The sequence below is a fragment of the Streptomyces sp. NPDC047117 genome (assembly GCF_040643545.1).
Lineage (GTDB): Bacteria > Actinomycetota > Actinomycetes > Streptomycetales > Streptomycetaceae > Streptomyces.
Window position 1 is genome coordinate 13,015 of record NZ_JBEYUN010000003.1, and the last position, 20,532, is coordinate 33,546.

24 protein-coding genes and 1 pseudogene are annotated in these 20,532 nt (G+C 69.3%); 8 read left to right on the top strand and 17 right to left on the bottom strand.

Going from position 1 to position 20,532, the window contains the following annotated elements; all coding sequences use genetic code 11:
* Positions 1-17 precede the first annotated feature (17 nt).
* The 4 genes from ABZ840_RS06000 to ABZ840_RS06015 form a co-directional block, all read right to left on the bottom strand.
* Positions 18-1,124 carry a hypothetical protein gene (locus ABZ840_RS06000; protein ID WP_361553999.1) on the bottom strand — a complete coding sequence of 369 codons (1,107 nt, stop codon included), beginning with the start codon at positions 1,122-1,124 and terminating at the stop codon, positions 18-20.
* Positions 1,125-1,151: 27 nt separating this feature from the next.
* Positions 1,152-1,751 (bottom strand): hypothetical protein, encoded by a 600-nt coding sequence (locus tag ABZ840_RS06005; protein ID WP_361554002.1) that lies wholly within the window; start codon positions 1,749-1,751, stop codon positions 1,152-1,154.
* 185 nt (positions 1,752-1,936) lie between these two features.
* On the bottom strand, positions 1,937-2,500 hold the full coding sequence (locus tag ABZ840_RS06010; RefSeq protein WP_361554005.1) for a hemerythrin domain-containing protein: 564 nt from the start codon (positions 2,498-2,500) through the stop codon (positions 1,937-1,939).
* Between the two features lie 174 nt (positions 2,501-2,674).
* Positions 2,675-3,676: an ArsR family transcriptional regulator gene (locus ABZ840_RS06015; RefSeq protein WP_361554008.1), complete on the bottom strand. Its 1,002-nt coding sequence runs from the start codon at positions 3,674-3,676 to the stop codon at positions 2,675-2,677.
* A 178-nt stretch (positions 3,677-3,854) separates the two neighbouring features.
* Between ABZ840_RS06015 and ABZ840_RS06020 the strand changes: the two genes are divergently transcribed.
* Together ABZ840_RS06020 and ABZ840_RS06025 are read left to right on the top strand one after the other, a co-directional pair.
* Positions 3,855-5,111, top strand: coding sequence for an MFS transporter (locus ABZ840_RS06020; RefSeq protein ID WP_361554011.1), 1,257 nt, complete (start codon positions 3,855-3,857; stop codon positions 5,109-5,111).
* Between the two features lie 68 nt (positions 5,112-5,179).
* The gene (locus ABZ840_RS06025; RefSeq protein ID WP_361554014.1) at positions 5,180-5,740 is read left to right on the top strand and encodes a DinB family protein; all 561 of its coding nucleotides are present in this window, start codon (positions 5,180-5,182) and stop codon (positions 5,738-5,740) included.
* Positions 5,741-5,767: 27 nt separating this feature from the next.
* Here ABZ840_RS06025 and ABZ840_RS06030 read toward each other — a convergent pair whose 3' ends face one another.
* Positions 5,768-6,037 (bottom strand): hypothetical protein, encoded by a 270-nt coding sequence (locus ABZ840_RS06030; protein WP_361554017.1) that lies wholly within the window; start codon positions 6,035-6,037, stop codon positions 5,768-5,770.
* A 98-nt stretch (positions 6,038-6,135) separates the two neighbouring features.
* On the opposite strand from ABZ840_RS06030, the gene ABZ840_RS06035 reads away from it, so the two are divergent.
* Complete coding sequence (locus ABZ840_RS06035) at positions 6,136-6,621, top strand: GNAT family N-acetyltransferase (RefSeq protein ID WP_361554020.1); 486 nt, start codon at positions 6,136-6,138, stop codon at positions 6,619-6,621.
* Between the two features lie 11 nt (positions 6,622-6,632).
* Here the strand turns inward: ABZ840_RS06035 and ABZ840_RS06040 are convergent, their stop codons facing one another.
* The 3 genes from ABZ840_RS06040 to ABZ840_RS06050 form a co-directional block, all read right to left on the bottom strand.
* Positions 6,633-7,382: a glucose 1-dehydrogenase gene (locus ABZ840_RS06040; protein WP_361554023.1), complete on the bottom strand. Its 750-nt coding sequence runs from the start codon at positions 7,380-7,382 to the stop codon at positions 6,633-6,635.
* A gap of 6 nt (positions 7,383-7,388) precedes the next feature.
* Positions 7,389-7,841, bottom strand: coding sequence for an Rrf2 family transcriptional regulator (locus ABZ840_RS06045; RefSeq protein ID WP_361554026.1), 453 nt, complete (start codon positions 7,839-7,841; stop codon positions 7,389-7,391).
* 99 nt (positions 7,842-7,940) lie between these two features.
* Positions 7,941-8,480 carry a GNAT family N-acetyltransferase gene (locus tag ABZ840_RS06050; RefSeq protein ID WP_361554028.1) on the bottom strand — a complete coding sequence of 180 codons (540 nt, stop codon included), beginning with the start codon at positions 8,478-8,480 and terminating at the stop codon, positions 7,941-7,943.
* 226 nt (positions 8,481-8,706) lie between these two features.
* Here ABZ840_RS06050 and ABZ840_RS06055 point away from each other — a divergent pair, with 226 nt between their 5' ends.
* Positions 8,707-9,066, top strand: coding sequence for a GNAT family N-acetyltransferase (locus tag ABZ840_RS06055; protein WP_361555356.1), 360 nt, complete (start codon positions 8,707-8,709; stop codon positions 9,064-9,066).
* Between the two features lie 29 nt (positions 9,067-9,095).
* On the opposite strand, the gene ABZ840_RS06060 is transcribed toward ABZ840_RS06055, so the two are convergent.
* Positions 9,096-9,671 carry a CGNR zinc finger domain-containing protein gene (locus ABZ840_RS06060; protein WP_361554031.1) on the bottom strand — a complete coding sequence of 192 codons (576 nt, stop codon included), beginning with the start codon at positions 9,669-9,671 and terminating at the stop codon, positions 9,096-9,098.
* A gap of 103 nt (positions 9,672-9,774) precedes the next feature.
* Here ABZ840_RS06060 and ABZ840_RS06065 point away from each other — a divergent pair, with 103 nt between their 5' ends.
* From ABZ840_RS06065 to ABZ840_RS06075, 3 genes and pseudogenes are all read left to right on the top strand, one after another.
* Positions 9,775-10,947 carry an epoxide hydrolase gene (locus ABZ840_RS06065; protein WP_361554034.1) on the top strand — a complete coding sequence of 391 codons (1,173 nt, stop codon included), beginning with the start codon at positions 9,775-9,777 and terminating at the stop codon, positions 10,945-10,947.
* A 61-nt stretch (positions 10,948-11,008) separates the two neighbouring features.
* Positions 11,009-11,377 (top strand): annotated as a pseudogene (locus ABZ840_RS06070) (GNAT family N-acetyltransferase); the annotation flags it as partial.
* A 184-nt stretch (positions 11,378-11,561) separates the two neighbouring features.
* The gene (locus ABZ840_RS06075) at positions 11,562-12,014 is read left to right on the top strand and encodes a GNAT family N-acetyltransferase (protein ID WP_361554037.1); all 453 of its coding nucleotides are present in this window, start codon (positions 11,562-11,564) and stop codon (positions 12,012-12,014) included.
* Positions 12,015-12,050: 36 nt separating this feature from the next.
* Here the strand turns inward: ABZ840_RS06075 and def are convergent, their stop codons facing one another.
* A complete protein-coding gene (def, locus tag ABZ840_RS06080) occupies positions 12,051-12,737 on the bottom strand; it encodes a peptide deformylase (protein ID WP_361554040.1) in 687 nt (228 codons plus the stop codon).
* A gap of 223 nt (positions 12,738-12,960) precedes the next feature.
* On the opposite strand from def, the gene ABZ840_RS06085 reads away from it, so the two are divergent.
* Positions 12,961-13,488 carry a winged helix-turn-helix domain-containing protein gene (locus tag ABZ840_RS06085; RefSeq protein ID WP_361554043.1) on the top strand — a complete coding sequence of 176 codons (528 nt, stop codon included), beginning with the start codon at positions 12,961-12,963 and terminating at the stop codon, positions 13,486-13,488.
* A 283-nt stretch (positions 13,489-13,771) separates the two neighbouring features.
* On the opposite strand, the gene ABZ840_RS06090 is transcribed toward ABZ840_RS06085, so the two are convergent.
* From ABZ840_RS06090 to meaB, 7 genes are all read right to left on the bottom strand, one after another.
* Entirely contained in the window at positions 13,772-14,686 is a 915-nt protein-coding gene (locus tag ABZ840_RS06090) for a LysR family transcriptional regulator (RefSeq protein ID WP_361554046.1), read from the bottom strand.
* Positions 14,683-15,870, bottom strand: a complete 1,188-nt coding sequence (locus ABZ840_RS06095; protein ID WP_361554050.1) for a glycine C-acetyltransferase — start codon at positions 15,868-15,870, stop codon at positions 14,683-14,685. Before ABZ840_RS06095 ends, ABZ840_RS06090 begins: the two co-directional genes overlap by 4 nt.
* 127 nt (positions 15,871-15,997) lie before the next feature.
* On the bottom strand, positions 15,998-17,026 hold the full coding sequence (gene tdh / locus ABZ840_RS06100) for an L-threonine 3-dehydrogenase (RefSeq protein ID WP_361554053.1): 1,029 nt from the start codon (positions 17,024-17,026) through the stop codon (positions 15,998-16,000).
* Positions 17,027-17,146: 120 nt separating this feature from the next.
* Complete coding sequence (locus ABZ840_RS06105; RefSeq protein WP_361554056.1) at positions 17,147-18,298, bottom strand: hypothetical protein; 1,152 nt, start codon at positions 18,296-18,298, stop codon at positions 17,147-17,149.
* Between the two features lie 55 nt (positions 18,299-18,353).
* Positions 18,354-18,914, bottom strand: a complete 561-nt coding sequence (locus tag ABZ840_RS06110; RefSeq protein ID WP_361554059.1) for a DinB family protein — start codon at positions 18,912-18,914, stop codon at positions 18,354-18,356.
* A gap of 95 nt (positions 18,915-19,009) precedes the next feature.
* Positions 19,010-19,363 (bottom strand): hypothetical protein, encoded by a 354-nt coding sequence (locus ABZ840_RS06115; RefSeq protein ID WP_361554062.1) that lies wholly within the window; start codon positions 19,361-19,363, stop codon positions 19,010-19,012.
* A gap of 178 nt (positions 19,364-19,541) precedes the next feature.
* On the bottom strand, positions 19,542-20,528 hold the full coding sequence (meaB, locus tag ABZ840_RS06120) for a methylmalonyl Co-A mutase-associated GTPase MeaB (protein WP_361554065.1): 987 nt from the start codon (positions 20,526-20,528) through the stop codon (positions 19,542-19,544).
* Positions 20,529-20,532: the final 4 nt, after the last annotated feature.

Consider the following 20,532-nt stretch of genomic DNA (forward strand, 5'->3'; position numbering starts at 1 on the left):
GCCGGCCGGGGAGCCACTCAGCGTCCGGTACGCGTCGTCTCCCGCTTCGTACCCCTCGTCGCCTCCCTCGCCGTCTCCCGCGTCGTTTCCTCGGCCAGCCGGTCGGCGCGGGCGGCGGCGTCCTCGGCGGTACGCCGCGCCGCGCCGGCCGCGCGATCGGCCTTGCGCAGCCGCTGCTCGGCGTCCCTGCGCGCGACGCGGGCTTCCTTCCCCTCGCGCTCGGCCTCCTGGATCTGCTCCCGCAGTTCCGCAATCCGCTGCTCGGCCCGCTGCCGCCGGTCCTCGGCAGCCTCCAACGCGTCCTGCGCCGCGGTGAGTTCTGCCTCCTGCGCGTCGGCCTCACGCCCGGCGGCCTTCGCTTCCTTCCGAGCGCGCTGGAGTTTCTCCTTCCGCTCGCGGCGGGCGCGGGCGGCGCTCAGGTCCACGACTCGGCTGCCGGTGGCCTCGGTCTTGGCCTTGGGGCCGGACTTGCTCGCGGAGCCGCGGCCGGCCTTGGCCGCCGGCTTACCGTCCGAGTCCGGCCCGGTCTTCGCCGGTTTGCGTTCCGAGCCGCGCTCAGCCTTGGCAGCCGCCTTACTGTCCGAACCGCCCGCCGGCTTGCGAGAGGTCCTGTCAGCGGGCTGCTCAGTGGGTTCCGCGATGCCACCGACGGTGGGGAAGCCGGTCGGCGGGGTCAGTGACCGGGTCAGCCGCCCCTCGGACCACTCCCGTGCGGCCTCGGGATCGGCCATCGCCGCGTGCAGGGTTCCCTCGACCTCGCGCTGAGCCGCCTCGCCGAGGCGCTGCCCGGCTCGCGTGGTCAGCTGCCGCGCTTGCCGGGCGAGCGCGGAGACCAGCTCCCGCTGTCGCGCGGACAGCTCCCGCAGCTGTTTGCCGTCCAGGTTCTGGTGCGCACGCCGCAGTTCCTCACCGAGCCGCAACAGTGGCTCCACCTCGTCCGGCTGGTCCCGGACGAACAGGTTCGAGGCCCAGGCGGCGAGGGTCGGCCGTCGCAACCGGCGGATGTCGTCCGCGAGCCGGCGGTCACCGGACTGCCGGGCTTCCCGGGCCCGCTCGTTGCGGGCAGCGGTGAACTCCTCCGGCGGCAGCCTGTACAGCTCGTCGGCGACAGCGTCCCACTCCACCGGGTCCTCCTCCGCGTGCCCCCGCCGTCAACTGCTGGGTGGTTCCGCCCCCTGGCCGGCCTCTTGGCCCGACCCCTGTCCCAGAAGATCGAGGAGCTGGCGACGGTGCAAGTCCGCCACGGGAGCGTGCAGGTCCGGATGGCGCAGCAGGGAGGCGGCTCGCCGGTCGTTCTCATCAGGTTCGGTCAGACGCCGGAACTCGACCGGCGCCCCGGTCAGGTGCCAGGAGTCGGCGAGGGAGGTGACCGCGGCCGCGGCCAGTTCCGGAGTGCTGAGCAGGCACACCGCCCAGCTCGCGACCACCTCGTCCACCCAGGTGCGCCAGGCGTCGTCCTCGCCGTACGGGCCGGGGGCGTCCTCGCCGTACGGGCCGAGGGCGTCCGTGCCGTACGTACCGGGGGCGTCCGTGCCGGCGAGCCGGTCGAGGCGGGCGGAACCGCCCGGTCCGGTGACACTCACCAGCGCGATGTCCATCGGCGTGGGGTACCGCAGCCAGGCCGCGACCGTCACGGCCTGCCGCGCCTGGGCTTCCGCGAGGGCCGAGCTCAGGGGGCCACCGCCCGACGGATACGCGCGTGTCAGCCACTGAGCCGTCGCCGCTATGACCGGAGAGAGATCTGCGAGCACTGCTGAGCCGTCCGAGTGCAGGGGGTGCAGGGCCTTCACACGCTATCTCTCCGGTCATTCCCCAGAAATGACGCGAATCACGGGGATGACGTGGGCTTCCCCACGTGTCCTTGCTCACGCGGCATTCCCCGCGGGAAATTCACCGTCATCCGGGGCCGGTCCATGAGTGCGACGCGTCGTCGGGGTCAGTGGGTTTTCCCGCGCCCGGAGAGGGCGTCGCGGGCCCGGTCGACCAGCCCCGTACCGGGGGCGAGGATCTTGTTGACCGGGGGAGTGGACGGCGTCGCGGGGTGCGGGCGGGTCGGTGCGGTCTTCTTCGCCCGGCGGATCTTGTCGCCCAGTTCGTCGAGTTCTTCCGCGCTCGCCGCCTGCCGCAGCTGCGGGAAGAGATTGTGTTCCTCGTCCTGGATATGGTTGCGGATCTCGCTCATGAGGAAGCTCATGAGCCGGTCGAATGCCGGTTCGTCGGCCTGACAGCTCTCCAGCTGCTTCATGATGTGCTCGGCCGCCGAATGGTCCTCGAGCTCCTTGTCGGCGGTGCGGTCGCCATTCGCGAGGCAGCGGCGCACCATCGGGTAGAGGTGCATTTCCTCGGCGATGGAGTGACGTACCAATTCGATGGTGGCCTGGTCCGCCAGCTCCTTGCGCTGCGGGTCACCGGGCGGCAGTGCCTCGATCCGGGAGAAGAACTCCTCGACCTCCCGGTGGTCGGTGGTCAGCTCGTCGATGACGTTTCCGCCGTGTGCCATCTCGTGTCCTCGCTCCTTCGCAGGTGCCCTGACGACATACGGGTACCAGCCGACTCCGCGCTCATTCTCCGTTCCGCACAGAAATTCTGCGCACGGGCGAGAGCTGTATGGCGTACTGCCTACGCCCGACCGCCATATGGCGTACGCCCGACCGCCAAACGGACATGCGTCGCGCTACCGAGTGGTGGTGCTCGCGCGGGCGGCCAGCTGGTCGCCGAGCGCGCTGCGCCGGTACAGGACCTGCCGTCCGTCGCGAGCCCGGTTGACCAGTCCCGTGGCGTGCAGCACGCGCAGATGCTGGGAGACGGCGCTGGGCGTCACCCTGAGGCGGCGGGCGATCTCCACCGTCGCCAGCGGCTCCTCCAGCAGGCCGAGCAGCCGCGCCCGGGACGCGCCGAGCAGGGACACAAGGGCGGTCATGTCGGCGGCCGGCGCCTGCTCCCACAGTGTGGCCACCCCGCGGCTCGGATACACGAGCCGCGGTGGCACCTCCGGGCTGACCGGCGGCGCGGGCTTGTGTGCGAAGACGGACGGTACGAGGAGCAGTCCCTGCCCGGAGGCTGCGACACGATGCTCGCTGATCATCTTGTCGATGTGCAGCGCCCCACCCTCCCACCGCAGGTTCGGATGCATGTCAGCGAACAGCAACCGCGCACCGCCCAGAGCGAGTTGCCGAGCGCGGTACGTCATGTCGGCCTCCAGAACCAGCCGCATCCGGGGCCACATCGGCTCGATGGCGACCTCCCAGTACCGGCGCAGGAGTTCGCAGATGGTGTCGCGGAGTCCGGTTACAGCGGCATCGTCATCGTCCGCAGCGGTGGCGGCGCGCAGGGCCTCGGGGAGCGGGTCCGGTGCGTGCGCGAGCAGCAGGTCATGGCGTACCTGAGCGGGCGGCGCCTGGCAGACGACGGCGAGTTGTTCCTCGAAGCCCGGTGCGAAGCCGGCGGGCTGCGGCGTCAAGAAGTCGGGAATGGTACGCCGCTGGGCCACCAGCGACATCAGCAGACCGGTGTCGAGCGCGCCGAGTTCGCCGATGACGGATCTGCGCCAGGGGAGGTGCAGGGCGGAGAGACCGGGGTCCTGCAGTACCCGCAGGCTGAGCAGTGTTTCGTGCAGGGGAGAGAGGGCGAACCGGGTGTCCGCGAGGTCCTCCACACCGAGCACAAAGCTGATCATTAAGCCATACGCTACATCCATTGGCGGCAGAACCCCGATGCCGTGCACTTCCCTCCATGACACCCCCAACATCGCGGCGCCGATCGCCGGCGCCCACCGCCGTCGTCGACGTACGGACCGACGTACGGACCGACGTACGGTTCGACGGACGTACCGGTGGACGAACCGGTGGACTGACATGAGCCGTCGCCTGCTGCTGCTCCTGTCCGTCACCTGCGCCATGGCGGTCGGCAACATCTACTTCCCACAGGCCGTCACCCCGCTCCTCGTCACCGGGCTGCAGGTGTCACCCGATGCGGCCGCCGTCGCGGTGACCGCCACCCAGGTCGGCTACACCGCCGGGATCGTTTTGCTGGTACCGCTCGGCGACCGGATTCCCCACCGCAAGTACCTCGTCACGCTGCTCGTCCTCACCGGCCTGGGCCTGCTCGCGGCGGGTTGTGCACCCGCTCTGCCGCCGCTCGTCGTCGCCGGCGCGCTCGTCGGCCTCACCACCGTGGCCGCGCAGATCGTGGGCCCGCTGGCGGTCGGCCTGGTGGCCGCCGACCGCCAAGGCGCGGTCATCGGCACCCTCCTCAGCGGATCCACCGGCGGCATGCTGCTGGCCCGTACGTTCAGCGGCACACTCGGCGAATGGCTGGGCTGGCGTGCCCCCTACCTCGTAGCGGCGGTCCTGACCCTCCTCCTCTCCCTCGCCCTCGCAGTCACCCTCCCCGCCACACCCCCCACCTCCACCGCCCGACAGCCCTACCACGCACTCCTGCGCGAACCCTTGCGTCTGCTGCGTACCGAACCGGAGCTGCGCCGTTCCTGCCTCTACCAGGCCACGGTCTTCGGCGGCTTCTCCGCCGTGTGGACCTGCCTGGCGCTCCTGCTCACCGGCCCGGCGTACGGCCTGGGTGCCCAGACCGTCGGACTGCTCGCCCTGGTCGGCGCGGCAACCATGTTCTTTACCCCGATCGTCGGCCGCATGGTGGACCGTCGAGGGCCCGACCCGGTCAATCTCATCTGCACGCTCGGTGTGCTGCTCGCCGCCGCGATCCTCGCCGCAGGCACCTGGGGAGGCACGCCGGGACTGGCGGCACTGACCCTCGGCACACTGCTCCTGGACATCGCCATGCAGTCCGGCATGGTCGCCAACCAGGCCCGTGTCTACGCCCTCCGCCCCGATGCACGCAGCAGACTCAACACCGCGTACATGACCTGCGCCTACCTGGGCGGCAGCGCCGGTTCCTGGCTCGGCGTCCGCGCTTGGACCCGGGCCGGCTGGCCCGCCGTGTGCGCACTGGTCGCCCTGCTGGCCGCACTCGCACTGACCCGCCACCTGCTCAGGCCCCGGACAAGCGACACAACAGTGCCGAGCGAACAGCCCACACCCACAACAACCACCATGAGCACCGAGCCCTGCCCACCGGCGTCACCTACCTCTACCTGACGACACCGTCCCCGCGGCAACCACAAATCACTGGCCGGCTCGGGCTCTCACGGCCGAACATGGACCGCATGAGCGATCAACCCGCGCGATGGAGCCAGGCAACCGTCTACCCCGACATGTGGCTCGACCCCGACGACGACCCCCGCGACAGCGACAGTGTCAGCCCTGATGGTGAGCTTGCGACGCTGCAGGACTTCCTGAAGAACTACCGCATCACTCTGCGGATGAAGTGCGAGGGCCTGACCCCGCAGCAACTGGCCCTGCGGTCGGTCCCGCCGTCGACGATGTCGCTGCTCGGCCTCCTTCGCCACCTCGCGGAGACGGAACGGGACTGGCTCAACTGGATCAGCGACGGTGAACCACTCCCGAAGCTCTACGGCGATCCCGACGGCGATTTCGACGGGGCCGTAGCCGAGCAGGCCGAGGTCGACGCTGCGTACGAAACGCTGGCGCGCGAGCAGGCCGCGACCGACGCCGCGCTGGCCGAGCACTCCGACCTGGGCGTGCGCCTGGGGAAGGACGGCATCGCGGTACGGGAGCTGCTGGTCCACCGCATCGAGGAGTACGCCCGTCACTGCGGCCACGCCGACCTACTGCGCGAACGCATCGACGGAAGGGTGGGCCAGTAACAGGGCAGGGGTTGCGGTGAAACCGGCTCAGGCCACGGCCGGCCCGCAGTCTTTCTCAAGAAGCGTGAACGACTTGGGCGCCCCACCCGGCTGCGGCTTCCCCGCCTTGTGGCCGACCACGGCGAGCCAGATCTCGCCACTCGCCATGGCCTTACGAAAATGGCCCTCGTCCAGCCGGCCGGGCCGCCACTGGCCGGTGATGCCCTGGGCGAGCATCCAGCGGGCAGCGTCGTCCCGCAACTGCACAAGAGTGGCGGGATCGGTGTCCTCGGCGAGGCGCAACTGCAGATCATTCACGACGCAATCCTCGCACGAGCCCGAAAGGTTGCTCGACGTCGCACAGCGACAGCATGCAAAGATCGGCAGGCGACAGACCCACTGATACGGGGGAGCGAATGAGCGTACTGATCAGGCCGGCGTTGCCGACGGAAGCCGAGACGCTCAGTGACTTGGCGCTGCGATCCAAAGCGCACTGGGGTTATGACACCGCGTTCCTGGACGCGTGCAGAGACGAACTCGCCGTCGGCGCGCATGAGGTGGAAAGCCGGCGAGCCACGGTGGCGGCTGACAGGGACGGCAACATTCTGGGCTTCACGACTCTCGAAAGCGAACCACCCACAGGCGTTCTGGGCATGATGTTCGTCGAGCCGCATGCCATGGGGCAAGGCATCGGCCGCCTACTGTTCGACCATGTCGTCGCCACCAGCCGCGAATTGGGCTTTACCCGGCTGACGATCGACGCAGACCCGAATGCCGAACCCTTCTACCTTGCGATGGGCGCCGTACGGACAGGAAGTGCCCCCTCCGGCTCCATCACCGGCCGAGTGCTGCCACAACTGGCCCTGGCCATCCACCACTCATCCAGCCCGAGGGAGAAGTGAGGCTGCGGCGGTCAGATCTGGTTGAGGCCGCCGTCGACGAAGAGTTCGGTACCGGTGACGAAACTGCTCTGGTCGCTGGCGAGGAAGAGCGCCGCCGCGGCTGCCTCATCCGGGCGGCCCATGCGGCCCAGGGGAACTTGGCTCGCGAAGAAGTCCCAGAGCTTGGCTGCCTCATCCGGATCGGGGGCGAGGCCGGCGTTGCCGGGTGTTTCCATGGGCCCGGGGACGAGGGTGTTGACACGGATCTTGCGATGCTTGAGCTCATTGGCCCAGGTTCGGGAGAAAGAACGGATGGCCGCCTTGGACGCGGCGTAGACGCCGAACGCTTCGCCACCGGAACCCGCCGCGGTGGAGCCGGTAAGGATCACTGAGGCTCCGTCATTCAGTAGCGGAAGCGCCTTCTGGACGGTGAAGAGCATGCCCCTCACGTTGGTGCCGAAGATGGTGTCGAAGTGCTCTTCGGTGACATGCTCCAGCGTGGAGAACTCGCCACCGCCGGCGTTGGCGAAGAGCACATCCACGCGCCGCCCCTGGTCAGCGACGGCAGCGTAAAGCCGGTCGATATCGGCGAGATCGGATACGTCGCCCCGGACGCCGGTGGCGTTCGAACCGATCTCGGACAGTGCGGTATCGAGTGCCTCCTGCCGTCGCCCAGTAATGAACACATGCGCACCCTCGGCAGCGAACCGCTTGGCGCTGGCCAATCCGATGCCACTGTTACCACCGGTGACGATGGCGGTCTTTCCGTCAAGTTGCCCCATGGCAGATCAATGCTCCAGTTCTGTGGGATCAGGGCCGGCCAGGACATCCCTCAGCACATCGGCCAGCGTGATGCACTCCAACTCGGTGCGTACGGCTTCCTCGACACGCGCGTAAGCGAGACGCATCACGGGCCGGATGCCGGAACCGATCGGACAGTCGAGATTGGGTTCAGAGCGGTGTACGGCGAACAGTGGCGTCGGCTCGATCGCCTCGTACACGTCCCGCAGGGTCATGTCTTCCAGCGGTCTGGCGAGTACCCACCCCGCCTCGGCGCCCCGCCGCGAGTGCACCAGCCCGGCATCGCGCATCCGGCCGAGCAGTCGTCGGATCACGACGGGGTTGGTGTTGACGCTGCCCGCGATCCTCTCGGACGTCGCAATTCCACCCTCGCGTCGATGGTGTAGTTCGATCCACGTCAGAGCGTGCGCTGCCACGGTGAGCCGACTGTTGCCCGCCACGAGATCACCTCCTCCGACGTAACCATAATAGTTACATCGGGTGCCGTCAAAGGGTCGCCGACAGGAGACACGAGGTGCCGGCCGGAAAGCAGGCCGTGATCAGCGGTGGCCGCGGCCTTCCCGCAGCTGGTCCTCCGGCGAGATCGCGTGCACCAGGTCGCGCTGATACCAGGTGCCTGGCTTACCACCGAGGTGGGCCGGGTCGACGGGGCCGACGGGGGCGAACCCGGCTTTGGTCAGCACCTTTTGGGACGCGGCATTCCGGCGGACGGTGGCCGCTCGCAGTGTGCGCAACCGGTACCGGACCGCCGCCAGTTGGCACAGCTTTCGTACGGTTGTGGTCGCCACGCCTCGGCCGGCGACATGCTGCGCGACCCGGTAGCCGAGTTCCGCAGTGTGGTCTTCGATGTCGACCAAATTGAACCTGCCGAGTACCGAGCCGTCCTCGTCGACGAGCACGTGGAAGGCGCAGATGCCGGCCTCCTGCTCAGCCAGCAAAGCGCTGTACCGGTCGGTGAACTGGTCGAAGAAGTCGTCGCCGCGGTCGGGGACCGAGGCAGCGAAGTAGGCGCGGTTCGCCAGCTCGAAGACCAGGACCGCCGGGGCATGGCCGGCATGCAGCCGCTGCAACTCGGGCATTGCCCGACTCTATCCAGATGTCCAGATGGTGCGACGAGGCCAGCTATTTTTCTCCAGCGGCAGACAGCCCCACGCAAGGCACATCACGATCTACGGCTGGAGTGCTGAGCGCGCTCATCACCCATCAAATGAGAAGCGCAGGCGGAGCGCTGTGGGCGATGCTGGGCGGATGAGCGAAGGCGAAGCGATCTCCTGCACCTGGCGCGATGCCATCACCGACGAAGAGATGGTCGACCTCGTACGGTCGCACGGCGGCAATGCTGTTGCCGGCTGGTGGGATCGGATCAGGCAGCACAGCCTTGGCTGGGTGGGTGCCCGTGACGGCGACGGTCTCCTGGTCGGATTCGTGAACGTGGCGTGGGACGGTGGAGTCCACGCGTTCCTGATCGACACAAAGACACGAGGCTCGCATCAGCGCCGGGGTATCGGGACCGCAGTCGTGCGGCTGGCGGCGGAGCATGCGCGCGCGGCGGGCTGTGAGTGGCTCCACGTCGATTTCGGTCCGGAACTGCGACGCTTCTACTTCGACGCCTGCGGCTTCCGTTCCACCGACGCCGGACTGATCCTCCTGGCCGCACAGCATTGACACTCGGCTTGGCGGCGCCGAGGTGTCGATCACTCCGCTGATCTGGTCCTATTGCGCTGGTTGGCATGGAAGCGCGCCTTCTTCTGGCGATTCCCGCAGGTGTTCATGTCGCACCATTTGCGGGTGCGGCTTTGGCTGGTGTCGAAGAAGGCGGCTCGGCAGGTCGGTGATGCGCACAAGGCCAGTTTCCCGTCTCGTTCGCCCGCGATGATGCTGATCGCGTCGGCGGCGATCACGCTGAGGGCATCCTCCACGCAGGAAGCCGAGCTGAGCCGCCATTGCCGCTCACCCTCGGGCGTGAGGATCGCCGCGGCCCGACCCTGAGCGCTGCAGTCATTGATGATTCGGACAGCAGGCGCGGGGAGAGGATCCTGAATCGCGGCCGCTGTCGCGGCGGCGTGGATCGACTCCCTCAGTTCCCGAGCGAGGTCGAGCTGGGCAGTGGTGCAGGAGTCCACGGCGAGGCCGTTCACCGCCAGCCAGTCGATGAGTCGTTGCGGTGTGGGGATGCGCTCCACGGCGTCGCCATGACGCTCCGACAGGGTCCCCGTGAAGCTGGTCGCCAGCACATTACCGAGGCGGAAGTCAGGAAACGCAGCACGCATGGAACCACCTTAGCCGGTTGCAGCGCGTCTCGGAGAACTGCTAGAACCGTCTTAGCCGGTTCGCGGTGGGTCGTAGCCGGTTCCACGATGGTCAGGAGGTCTCATGCCCCGTCCAACCAGCGAAGTTCAAGCATTTGAAGCCCGTGCAACCGACGCTGACCTCGACGATCTGCGCGCGCGACTGGCCGCGGCGCGACTGCCGGAGGCCGAGACGGTCCATCGCGCCGCGCCCGGCCCTCGCCGATGGGAACAGGGCGTTCCACTCGCCGACCTCGTCGATGTCGTGGACTACTGGCGCACCGGGTACGACTGGCGGTCGTTCGAAGAGCGCCTCAACCGGATCGGCCAGTTCCGCACGATCATCGACGATCTGGGAATCCACTTCCTGCACCGCCGATCCTCGCGGGCAGATGCCACTCCTCTGATCTTGACGCACGGCTGGCCGGACAGCGTTGCTCGGTTCATCGATGTGGTGGACGAGCTGGCAGATCCGGCAGAGGCAGACGCGCCGGCGTTCCATGTCGTGGTCCCGTCGCTGCCAGGCTTTGGTTACAGCGACAAGCCGGCCACCACCGGGTGGGGAACCGAAAAGATTGCGGCTGCCTGGGTGGAACTGATGGGAAGGCTCGGCTACGGCAAGTTCGCAGCCCACGGCGGCGACTGGGGAGGCAATATCACCACGGTCCTCGGCGGCAGGTTCCCCGCGCACGTTCTCGGCATTCACACGACGTTCGCGGAGGGCCCGCCCGGCTTGACGACGGACGGGCTGACGGCGGTCGAGCGCAAGTGGGCCGAGGACACCCAAGATTTCTGGCGCCACCGCGCGGCGTACGCGAAGCAGCAGGCGACCCGACCGCAGACCATCGGCTACTCGCTCGTCGACTCACCGGTGGGGCTTCTTGCCTGGATCCTGGACAAGTTCGCCGAGTGGTCGGACACCGAAGACAGCCCGTTCGAGACGATTTCCAGGGACCGCATTCTTGACGACGTCACCCTGTACTGGCTGACGCGGACCGGCGCATCGGCGGCCCGCATCTACTACGAAAGCCACAACTCGCTGGACCCCGAACTCCGGGTCGACGTCCCGTCGGCAATCACTGCCTACCCCCGCGACGTCGAGAAGTGTCCGCGCCCCTGGGCACAGGAGCGGTACCGGCAGATCGTCCGATGGAGGGAGCCCGAAAGCGGGGGACATTTCCCGTCGCTGGAGGTTCCCGAGTATTTCGTCAAAGACCTGCAGGAGGGCCTCGCGGCAGTACTGGCCGCCAACCGGTGAGCGCGGCCGGGCGCCAAGTGCCGGCACTCGGTCACCGCCTGGCCCGGCTCAACGCGCTGGCCCGGTCGTCAATTCCCTCGCCGAGGCGTACGTACATCCAGCGGTCGCTTGGCCCCGGCTCATCCTCGACGGTGATCGGATCGTCGGCTTCCTGATGGCATTCTTCGACATCGACTTCACCGGCGAAGGCACGGACTTCCGTTCGGGCCTGTGGCGTCTCAACATCGCGGCCGATGAGCAAGGCCGTGGCTACGGTCGCTTCGCGGTCCAGGCAGTGGCCAATGAGATTCGCCGACGCGGCGGCCGCCGCCTGACGGTCTCCTGGCACCCCGGGAGCGATGGGCCCGAGGACTTCTACCTCGGTCTGGGATTTCGGCCGACGGGAGATATCAGCGGAGACGAGCGAGTCGGCGAACTGGAACTCTCTTGATCGGGGCCCCGGCAACACGAGGCGTGCGCGGAGCGGAGCAGCGGAGTAGCGGAGAAGGCGAGCAGCAGTACGCACAGCCGCTGACAGGGGCAGGACTGCCGGGAACCGGCCCCTGACCGTCGCGCTCCCGCCGCCTTGTGCGGCCCGCCCGGTCTCTGCCCACGCCATGGTTCACACTGGCGGAATGACCAACGATGAGCCCGTCCTGCGAACCGGTGATTCCGACAAAGAGCTTGAAGACCTGCTCGGTGACCGGCTGACTGAGTTCAACAACGCTGCCACAGGGGTGGATGAGGAGACGGATTTCAGCGTTCGGGTCACGGGCGCGGACGGCGAGACCATCGGCGGGCTCACCGGCTGGACCTGGGGCGACCTGGGCCACATCGAGCTGCTGTGGGTGCATGAGGACCACCGCCACGCCGGTTGGGGCACCCGGCTCCTCCAGGCAGCCGAGGCCGAGGCCCGTCGGCGTGGCTGCGCGCGCATGACCGTCTCCTCGTACTCCTTCCAGGCCCCGGACTTCTACGCGCGCCACGGCTATCGCGAGACCGGCCGCCTACCGGGCGTCCCGGGTGGCCACGAGGATGTCTACTTCCTCAAGGAACTGTCCGACCAGGCCGACGGGGCGACGGGCTGACTGGGCCGGGCCGGACCGACGGGCGGACAGGCCGAACTAGGCTCCGGCGCGCAGAGCATGGTTCAAGTCGGCGGCCTTGGCCGCCCGCCGCGCGAAGACGTCCTCGCTGCGGTCGGTCATCTGCCGCAATGCGTCTTTGCGGTCCCGCTTGGAGAGACGGTCCAGGTAGGTGTGGCCGACGAGGTGGTCGACCTCGTGCTGCAGGCACCGGGCGAAATACCCCGTCCCTTCGATGACGAGTGGCTCGCCTTCCTTGTCGAAGCCGCGGACAACAGCATGGTCGGTACGGGGGACCGTCATGGTGGCGCCCGGTACGGACAGGCAGCCTTCGGAGTCGTCGACAAGCCGCCGGCTGCCTGGGTCGGGCAGCTCCAGAGCGGGGTTGATGATGTGGCCGACGTGCCGGACCCCGTAGTCGTCCGGGCAGTCGTACACGAACAGCCGGAGCCCGAGGCCGACTTGGTTGGCGGCGAGCCCGGCGCCGTCGGCCACGTACATGGTCAGGAACATGTCGTCGATCAGCGCCGACAGTTCGGCAGTCCCGAACTCGGTCACCTCCCGGCAAGGGCGGCTCAGTACCTCCTCGCCCACCACCGTGATCCTCCGAACCGACCCCCGCCCCGCCTCCGGGGAAAGAGCCGGAAAGGTGTCGACCGGCTGCCCCTGTACGCGGACTCGCCGGTCGGCGGCGGGGGGACGGGACCACTCGTGATGAACAGACATGACCGTTTCTCCTCTTCTGGGCGCGTCGCGGGTGTCCCAAGGGGCGGGCTTGCGAAGCGCTTTGCAAAGTAGCATCCTTTGCAAAGTGACTGAAGATGACGTCAACGCCGCGCGAGACCGGTCACCGCGGAGCCGGACACCGCGGGACCGGGCAGCGCGAGAGCGGACGGCCGGCACCGGTGAAGAATCGCGTGAGCACGAAAAGTCGCGTGCTCGGGCGGGTTTGCCCGAGCACGAGGTCCGTACGGCGCTGCTGGATCTGCTCGCCGAGGTCGGCACCGTCACGGCGACCGAAGCCGCCTCCCGGCTCGGCCACAGCTCCGGTCTCTGCTCGTTCCACCTGCGGCAACTCGCACGGCATGGGCACATTGAAGAGGCCCCGCACAGCGGTGGCCGTGCCCGTCCGTGGCGTCTGCGGCAGCAGGGCGATGCTGCGGACGGGGCCGCACCTGGAGCTGAGCCGTTCGGCGACCTGGCCCGGGGGCTGGAGGACGAGAGCTGGCAGCGGTGGCTGACTCAGCGAGAGGACGCGCCGCCGGAGTGGCGCCACGACGAAGCCTTCAGTGCCATCGCCTACCTGACGCCTGACGAGATGAACCGGGTCGCCGACACGATCCGCCGGGCGCTCGCGCCCTACCAGGACCGCGAGCAACGCCCCCTGGCCCGGCCCGACGCCGCTCGACCGGTGGCACTCATCACCCGGCTGTTCCCCCTGCTGCCGCACCCGGAAGGCGACGCGGAGCAGGGGTAACGAGACCAGGCGTCCCCGACGTGGTGCGGGAAGATCCGGGCGAGGTGCGCGAAGCTTCGTCGTCGCGTTCGGGGGCGAGCAGCGGGGCGAAGAGGTGGTCGGCGGTGAGGCAGAAATTGGCGTACGAGGCGGCGAGCCTGGGAAGTTGAGGGTCCCCGGCCAGGCCGTCGCCAAGAAGTTTCGCGTGCGGAGTGCGGCTGTGGCCGTCCACGCCTCGTAGCTCGTCCTCGGTCGCGTGGAGCGGACCGGGCAGGGGCAGTTCTCCACGCGGAGGGCCCTCTTCTCAGCAGGTGGAGAGGCCGTCCGCCGCGCCGGCCAGGGCTTCCAGTACGGGGCGGAACAGCGGGTGTGCCTCGGCGCCCCGGCGTACGGCGGCGAAGACGCGGCGGGTGGCTGCGGGGCCGGTCACCGGGCGCGACACCGCGCCCTTCAGCTCGATCCCGCGCAGTGCGGAACGGGGTACGAGGGCCACGCCGGCCCCCGCGCCCACCAGCGCCGCCACCGCCCGGAAGTCGTCCGAGGAGTGTGTCAGCGCGAGCGGGAACCCGGCGTGCTCGCAGGCGAGGAGCATCACCTCGTGGCAGGGGTTGCCGGGGTAGGGGCCGATCCACTCGTCGTCGGCGAGTGCGGAGAGCGGTACGTCCGGGTGCTGGGCGAGCGGGTGCGAGGCGGGCAGTACGGCGTCGAAGGGCTCGGCGTAGAGCGCGACGCGGGACAGGCGCTGGTCGTCCTCGCGGGGTGCGCCGCGGTATTCGACCGCGAGTGCGACGTCGGCCTCGCCGTCGAGCAGCATCGGCAGGGCTTCATCGCCCTCGGCGTCGCGTACCCGCAGCCGGATGCCGGGGTGGTCGGTGCGGAGCCGGGCGATGGCCGGGGCCAGTACCTCGGCGATGCCGGTGGCGAAGGCCGCCACCGTCACTTCCCCCGCCGTACCGCCCGCGTATGCGGCCAGCTCGGACTCGGCCTGTTCGAGCTGGTTGAGGACGGCGTTGGCGTGGGTGAGCAGGATTTCCCCGGCCGCCGTCAGCCGCACCCCTTTTCCGCTGCGGGTGAGCAGCGTATGGCCGCTCTCCTGCTCCAGGGCTGCGAGCTGCTGGGAGACGGCCGAGGGGGTGAGGTAGAGGGCCGCGGCCGTGGCGGTCACCGTACGGTGGTCCGCCGCGGCCCGGAGGATTCTCAGTCTGCGCGGGTCGATCACCGGTCCATCGTCGCCCAGGCGTCGGCGAACGCCGCCACCGCCCGCTCGATGTCTTCGGTCGAGTGCGCGGCGGAGAGCTGGACCCGGATGCGCGCCTGGTCCATCGGGACCACGGGGTACGAGAAGCCGATGACGTACACGCCGCGCTCCAGCAGCAGCTCAGCCATGCGGGCGGCCCGGGACGCGTCGCCGATCATGACGGGCGCGATGGGGTGGTCGCCGGGCAGGATCTCGAAGCCCGCCTCGGTCATCTTCGTACGGAAGAGCTGGGTGTTGGCGGCCAGCTTCTCGCGCAGGTCACCCGCCGACTCCAGCAGGTCGAGGACCTTCAGCGAGGCGGCTGCGATGACCGGGGCGAGGGAGTTGGAGAACAGGTACGGCCGCGAGCGCTGACGCAGCAGGGCGACGATCTCGGCGCGCGCGGCGACGTAGCCGCCCGAGGCGCCGCCGAGTGCTTTGCCGAGGGTGCCGGTGATGATGTCCACCCGGTCGGTGACTCCGTGCAGCGCCGGGGTGCCGGCGCCGCCGGGACCGGTGAAGCCGACGGCGTGCGAGTCGTCGACCATGACCATGGCGTCGTAGCGGTCGGCGAGGTCGCAGATCTCCTGCAGCGGGGCGACGTAGCCGTCCATGGAGAACACACCGTCGGTGACGATGAGGCGGCGGCGGGCGTCCGACGCCTCCTTCAGCCGGGCCTCCAGCTCGGCCATGTCGCGGTTGGCGTAGCGGTAGCGACGGGCCTTGGAGAGCCGGATGCCGTCGATGATGGAGGCGTGGTTGAGGGCGTCGGAGATGACGGCGTCCTCGGCGCCCAGCAGGGTCTCGAAGACACCGCCGTTCGCGTCGAAGCAGGAGGAGTAGAGGATCGTGTCCTCCTGGCCGAGGAATGCCGAGAGCCGGGCCTCCAGCTCCTTGTGCACGTCCTGAGTGCCGCAGATGAAGCGTACGGAGGCCATGCCGTAGCCCCAGCGGTCCAGCGCGTCCTTGGCGGCGGCGACCACCTCGGGGTGGTCGGCGAGGCCGAGGTAATTGTTGGCACAGAAGTTCAGCACGTCGCCGGTGGATCCGCTGACGGCGACGGAAGCCGACTGCGGGGTGCCGATGACGCGTTCGGGCTTTTCCAGGCCCGCGGCACGGATGTCGTCGAGGGTGGCGCGCAGGTCGTCACGGACGGACGCGTACATGAGGGGGTCTCCTTCGGAGTCGGGTGGGGGCCGCCGCCTGACAGCCGCGCGAGGCATGTGCGTGGGGCGGCGTGACGGCAGCCTGGAAGGCGCGGCCGGGTTCGGGCTCAGGCGCCGCTGAGGCCGCTCAGGCGGTCCAGTCGAGGATGATCTTCCCGCTGCGCGCGGTGGCGGCCTCGTCGAAGGCGGCCTCGAAGTCCTGGTAGGCGTAGGAGCCGGTGATCACGGGGGTGAGGTCGAGGCCGCCTTCGAGCAGTACGGTCATGGCGTACCAGGTCTCGTACATCTCGCGGCCGTAGATGCCCTTGACGGTGATCATCGAGGTGACGATCTTCGACCAGTCGACGGGGAACTCCTCGGCGGGCAGGCCCAGCATCGCGATGCGGCCGCCGTGCGTCATGTTGGCGACCATCTCCCGAAGCGCCTCGGGGCGGCCGGACATCTCCAGGCCGATGTCGAAGCCCTCCCGCAGGCCGAGCCGCCGCTGTGCCTCGGAGAGGTCGGTCCTGCCGACGTTGAGGGCGAGGGTCGCGCCCACCTTGCGGGCCAGCTCCAGGCGCGGCTCGCTGACGTCGGTGATCACGACGTTACGGGCGCCGGCGTGCCGGGCGACGGCGGCGGCCATGATGCCGATCGGGCCCGCGCCGGTGATCAGTACGTCCTCGCCGACCAGCGGGAAGGACAGCGCGGTGTGCACGGCGTTGCCGAACGGGTCAAAGATGGCGGCGACATCGAGATCGACCTTCGTGCGGTGCACCCACACGTTGGACGCGGGCAGTGCGACGTACTCGGCGAACGCGCCGTCACGCCCCACCCCGAGGCCGAGGGTCGACCGGCACAGGTGGCGGCGCCCGGCCAGACAGTTGCGGCACCTGCCGCAGACCAGATGCCCCTCGCCGCTGACCAGGTCGCCGACCGCGATGTCGGTGACGTCCGCACCCACGGCCGCCACCTCGCCCACGAACTCGTGACCGAGCACCACGGGCGTCGACACGGCCTGCTGGGCCCAGCCGTCCCACGAACGGATGTGCAGATCCGTACCGCAGATCCCGGTACGCAGCACCTTGATCAGTACGTCACCGGGGCCGGTCTCGGGCTCGGGAACGTCCGTGAGCCACAGGCCGGGTTCGGCGTGTTGTTTGACGAGTGCCTTCATGGCACGACTCCAGGCATCGAGGGGGGCGGGAGGTACGGCTGATCAGCGGCGGCACTCAATCTGCCGCCTGATGCGACCGTCGTCCATCGAGAATTTCTGAACCCGCCCAACAGATCACCTTCAGGCGCCTGCGAATCTCGCGGTACGGGGGCCCTGGAGGCGCTCCCAGACCGGCTCCTCATCGCCATCGCCGTCGCCATCGGGGTCGTCGCTGCCCTCGCCGTCGCGCAGCACCCAGTCGGTCGGGGAGCCGTCGCGGCCGACCGCTGTGGAGTCGGTGAGCCAGTACGTCGTATCCGGGTCCCACCCCGCGAGCACGGTGGCACTGGGCTCTCCGGTGGTGCCGGGCAGCCCCAGATCCAGCGCCCGTCCCGCCGTGGCCAGATACCCCAGCACCGTGAGGTGCACCGCGTCGAAGTCGGCGGCGACCGCCGCCCAGTCGGGGATGTACCACTCCGCCGCACGGCCCGTCGCCCGCCACCAGTCGTACCGTCGGGAACGGCGCATCGGAAGGGGGTACCTCTCGACCAGCTCCGTCCACGCCTGCGGCCCGGTGACCTCATAGATCCGGCTGTCGGCGATCCGGCTGTCGTCCGAGGTGCGTACGGGCCACACCCTCGCCCGGGTCCAGCCGCCCCCGTCCTCGACAGCCATGAGCTGTACGGCGCCGAGCCAGGGCAGCGCACGCGAGGTCACGGTGATCCCGGCATCCGAAGGAAGCGACCACCAGCAGCCGCTGTAGGCGGCCGTCGGGTCCTCGGGCAGCGACTGCGCCCGCCGCTCGTCCTTGACCGCCGCCGCTTTCCACTTCCGCAGCGCCTGGGCCGTGCCACGGGTGGGCGGCGGGCGGTCCTTGTCCCGTTCCTGTTCCGTCCACTGCACGTATGCCTGGTCGTGCAGTGCGACGGCCTCCGACCACCAGTCGACCCACGGTGCATCACCGATCGCCTGCGCGAGCGGTCGCAGTGCCTCGGCGATTTTCGGGTCGGCGAGCAGACAGTCCTCCTCGTCCGGCTCCTCCCAGTACCTCGCCGCGTCCGTGGTGTCGCCCAGCGCGCTCATCAGCCCGGACGCGCCCGCCTCCGCGGCCACCCCGGCCGGGTCCAGCTCGCCCAACAACCGGACCAGCACTCCGTGCTTCGCCTGGTCGGCAGGGTCATGAGCCGCGTGGAAGAGGGCCTCCCAGACCTCGCCGTGCCGCTGTGCGAGTGCCATGCACAGCCGACGGCCCCGCGGCCCGAGAAGCAACGCGTCAGTACGAGGGTCGGACATTCCCGCAGCCTAGGCACCCGCCGGCAGCATCGCCTGCCAATTACCGCGCCGGTCGTCAGCCCATGCTCTTGGCGCCGTCCATGGTCTCGCGGATGATGTCGGCGTGGCCGGCGTGTTGAGCGGTCTCGGCGATGATGTGCATCAGCACCCGACGGGCCGACCACCGCGCACTGGGCTCGAACCACGGGGCCTTCGGGAGCGGCCACGCCACGCCCAAGTCGGGCAGAGTGACCACCAGATCGTCGGTGCGGCGAGCCACTTCCGCGTAATCGGCCAGTACGCCGGCCAGCGTCTCACCGGGCAGCAAGCGGAAGCCCTCCTCGCGACGGGCCCAGTCGGCCTCGGTCATCGCCGTGAAGTCCGGCATCGCCGAAGGGCCCTTGAGGATGAAGTCCGCCCAGCCCCGCTCGACCTCGGTGACGTGCTTGATCAGGCCACCCAGGCACAACGCGCTGGCGGTGGTCCGCAGCCCGGCCTGCTCGTCGGTGAGGTCACGGGTCGTGAACCGCAGAAAGTGCCGCTGCTTGGCCAGTGCCTCCAGCCATTCGGCGCGCTCGCCGGATACGGCCGATTCCTCGGCCAGGTCGTGGGCATGCGCTTCCTTGCCGGTCGTCATGGTCTTCCCCTTCTTACTTCCTTGCCTGCTCCTGCTGCGTCGGCGGGACCACGCTAGGAACCGTTGCGGTCAGGTTCTGTCCTGAACCCTGAAGTTCACCTCAAGGCACGGGTGCCGATCGTCAGCTCTGCCTCGTCACCTGCCGGGGTGAGTTCCCGGACCAGCCAGCTGCGTCCGTCGATATGGGTGCCCGCGCCGGTGGTGTAAGGCGGGACGACGAGTACGGGTTCCGCCCGGTCATCGGCCCGGTCATCGATACGCAGCTCCGCGTCGACGGCCACCGCGTCGGAGAAGCGCAGGTCCACGTCGATGGACCAGGGGCGGGCGGTGAACGCCTGCGGGTCGGGAAGCCCCTGGAGACGACAGCGGGCGCCCGGAAAGAGGTGCGTGTGACCGCACAAGGCCGGAAAGGTGTCGGCTCCGTCCGGCTCGGTGGCGGACTGGGACATGGACGGACTCCGGGATGCACGACAACGGGCGGCCCTTCTCAGTCTGGCGCGCCGGCCGGCCGAGCAGCGGCAAGCCATGCCACCGCTGCGCCCACGGTCATCCGTTCGGAGCCACGGACATGGGGGTCGGCCTGATCGCCATGCAGCTCCGGACCTCGGTGGCCGCCCCTCAGCCCCCTCAGTCCTCCCTCTCTCCAAACGCCCCCAAGATTCGCTCGGCCGCCAGCGTGGCTGTGAGTTCGCCGGCCCGGACCTGTTGTTCCAGGTCGGGGGCGAGGGTTTTTACGGCGGGGTGGGTGTGGAGGCGGGTGAGGAGTTCGTCGCGGACCATGGTCCAGGTCCAGTCGATCTGCTGGTCGCGGCGGCGGGTGGTCAGGCGGCCGGTGGAGTCCAGGAGTGTGCGGTGTTGTTCCAGGCGGTCCCAGACGGTGTCGAGGCCGGCCGATTCGCGGGCGCTGCAACTGAGCACGGGCGGGGTCCAGGCCGCGTCCTTGCCGTGCATCAGGCGGAGCGCGCCCGCCAGTTCCCGCGCCGCGGTGCGGGCGTCGCGTTCGTGGGGGCCGTCCGCCTTGTTGACGGCGATGACGTCGGCCAGCTCCAGAACGCCCTTCTTGATGCCCTGGAGCTGGTCGCCGGTGCGGGCGAGGGTGAGGAGGAGGAAGGAGTCGACCATGTTGGCGACGGCCGTTTCGGACTGGCCGACGCCGACCGTTTCGACCAGCACCACGTCGTAGCCGGCCGCTTCCATCACCACGATGGATTCGCGGGTCGCCTTGGCGACGCCGCCGAGCGTGCCGGCGGTGGGGGAGGGGCGGACGTAGGCCGCGGGGTCGACGGCCAGGCGTTCCATCCGGGTCTTGTCGCCGAGGATCGAGCCGCCGGTGCGGCTGGAGGACGGGTCGACGGCGAGGACGGCCACCTGGTGCCCGAGGCCGGTCAGCATCGTGCCGAAGGCGTCGATGAACGTCGACTTGCCGACGCCCGGTACGCCACTGATGCCGATCCGCCGGGCCCGCCCGCTGTGCGGCAGGAGTTCCGTCAGCAACTCCTGCGCCAGGGCACGGTGTTGGGGTCGGGTGGACTCGACCAGGGTGATGGCGCGGGCGACGATCGCCCGCTTGCCGTCGAGGACGCCCTTGACGTACGTGTCGAGATCGATGGCCATGGAC

Bases quoted from the DNA above. Each gene is read 5' to 3' on its own strand.
- ABZ840_RS06075 (WP_361554037.1), top strand. From the start codon at position 11,562: ATGACCAACGATGAGCCCGTCCTGCGAACCGGTGATTCCGACAAAGAG.
- meaB (WP_361554065.1), bottom strand. From the start codon at position 20,528: ATGGCCATCGATCTCGACACGTACGTCAAGGGCGTCCTCGACGGCAAG.
- ABZ840_RS06110 (WP_361554059.1), bottom strand. From the start codon at position 18,914: ATGACGACCGGCAAGGAAGCGCATGCCCACGACCTGGCCGAGGAATCG.
- ABZ840_RS06115 (WP_361554062.1), bottom strand. From the start codon at position 19,363: ATGTCCCAGTCCGCCACCGAGCCGGACGGAGCCGACACCTTTCCGGCC.
- ABZ840_RS06025 (WP_361554014.1), top strand. From the start codon at position 5,180: ATGAGCGATCAACCCGCGCGATGGAGCCAGGCAACCGTCTACCCCGAC.
- tdh (WP_361554053.1), bottom strand. From the start codon at position 17,026: ATGAAGGCACTCGTCAAACAACACGCCGAACCCGGCCTGTGGCTCACG.
- def (WP_361554040.1), bottom strand. From the start codon at position 12,737: ATGTCTGTTCATCACGAGTGGTCCCGTCCCCCCGCCGCCGACCGGCGA.
- ABZ840_RS06095 (WP_361554050.1), bottom strand. From the start codon at position 15,870: ATGTACGCGTCCGTCCGTGACGACCTGCGCGCCACCCTCGACGACATC.
- ABZ840_RS06105 (WP_361554056.1), bottom strand. From the start codon at position 18,298: ATGTCCGACCCTCGTACTGACGCGTTGCTTCTCGGGCCGCGGGGCCGT.
- ABZ840_RS06060 (WP_361554031.1), bottom strand. From the start codon at position 9,671: ATGCGTGCTGCGTTTCCTGACTTCCGCCTCGGTAATGTGCTGGCGACC.
- ABZ840_RS06040 (WP_361554023.1), bottom strand. From the start codon at position 7,382: ATGGGGCAACTTGACGGAAAGACCGCCATCGTCACCGGTGGTAACAGT.
- ABZ840_RS06065 (WP_361554034.1), top strand. From the start codon at position 9,775: ATGCCCCGTCCAACCAGCGAAGTTCAAGCATTTGAAGCCCGTGCAACC.
- ABZ840_RS06035 (WP_361554020.1), top strand. From the start codon at position 6,136: ATGAGCGTACTGATCAGGCCGGCGTTGCCGACGGAAGCCGAGACGCTC.
- ABZ840_RS06055 (WP_361555356.1), top strand. From the start codon at position 8,707: ATGGTCGACCTCGTACGGTCGCACGGCGGCAATGCTGTTGCCGGCTGG.
- ABZ840_RS06020 (WP_361554011.1), top strand. From the start codon at position 3,855: ATGAGCCGTCGCCTGCTGCTGCTCCTGTCCGTCACCTGCGCCATGGCG.
- ABZ840_RS06015 (WP_361554008.1), bottom strand. From the start codon at position 3,676: ATGATCAGCTTTGTGCTCGGTGTGGAGGACCTCGCGGACACCCGGTTC.
- ABZ840_RS06050 (WP_361554028.1), bottom strand. From the start codon at position 8,480: ATGCCCGAGTTGCAGCGGCTGCATGCCGGCCATGCCCCGGCGGTCCTG.
- ABZ840_RS06010 (WP_361554005.1), bottom strand. From the start codon at position 2,500: ATGGCACACGGCGGAAACGTCATCGACGAGCTGACCACCGACCACCGG.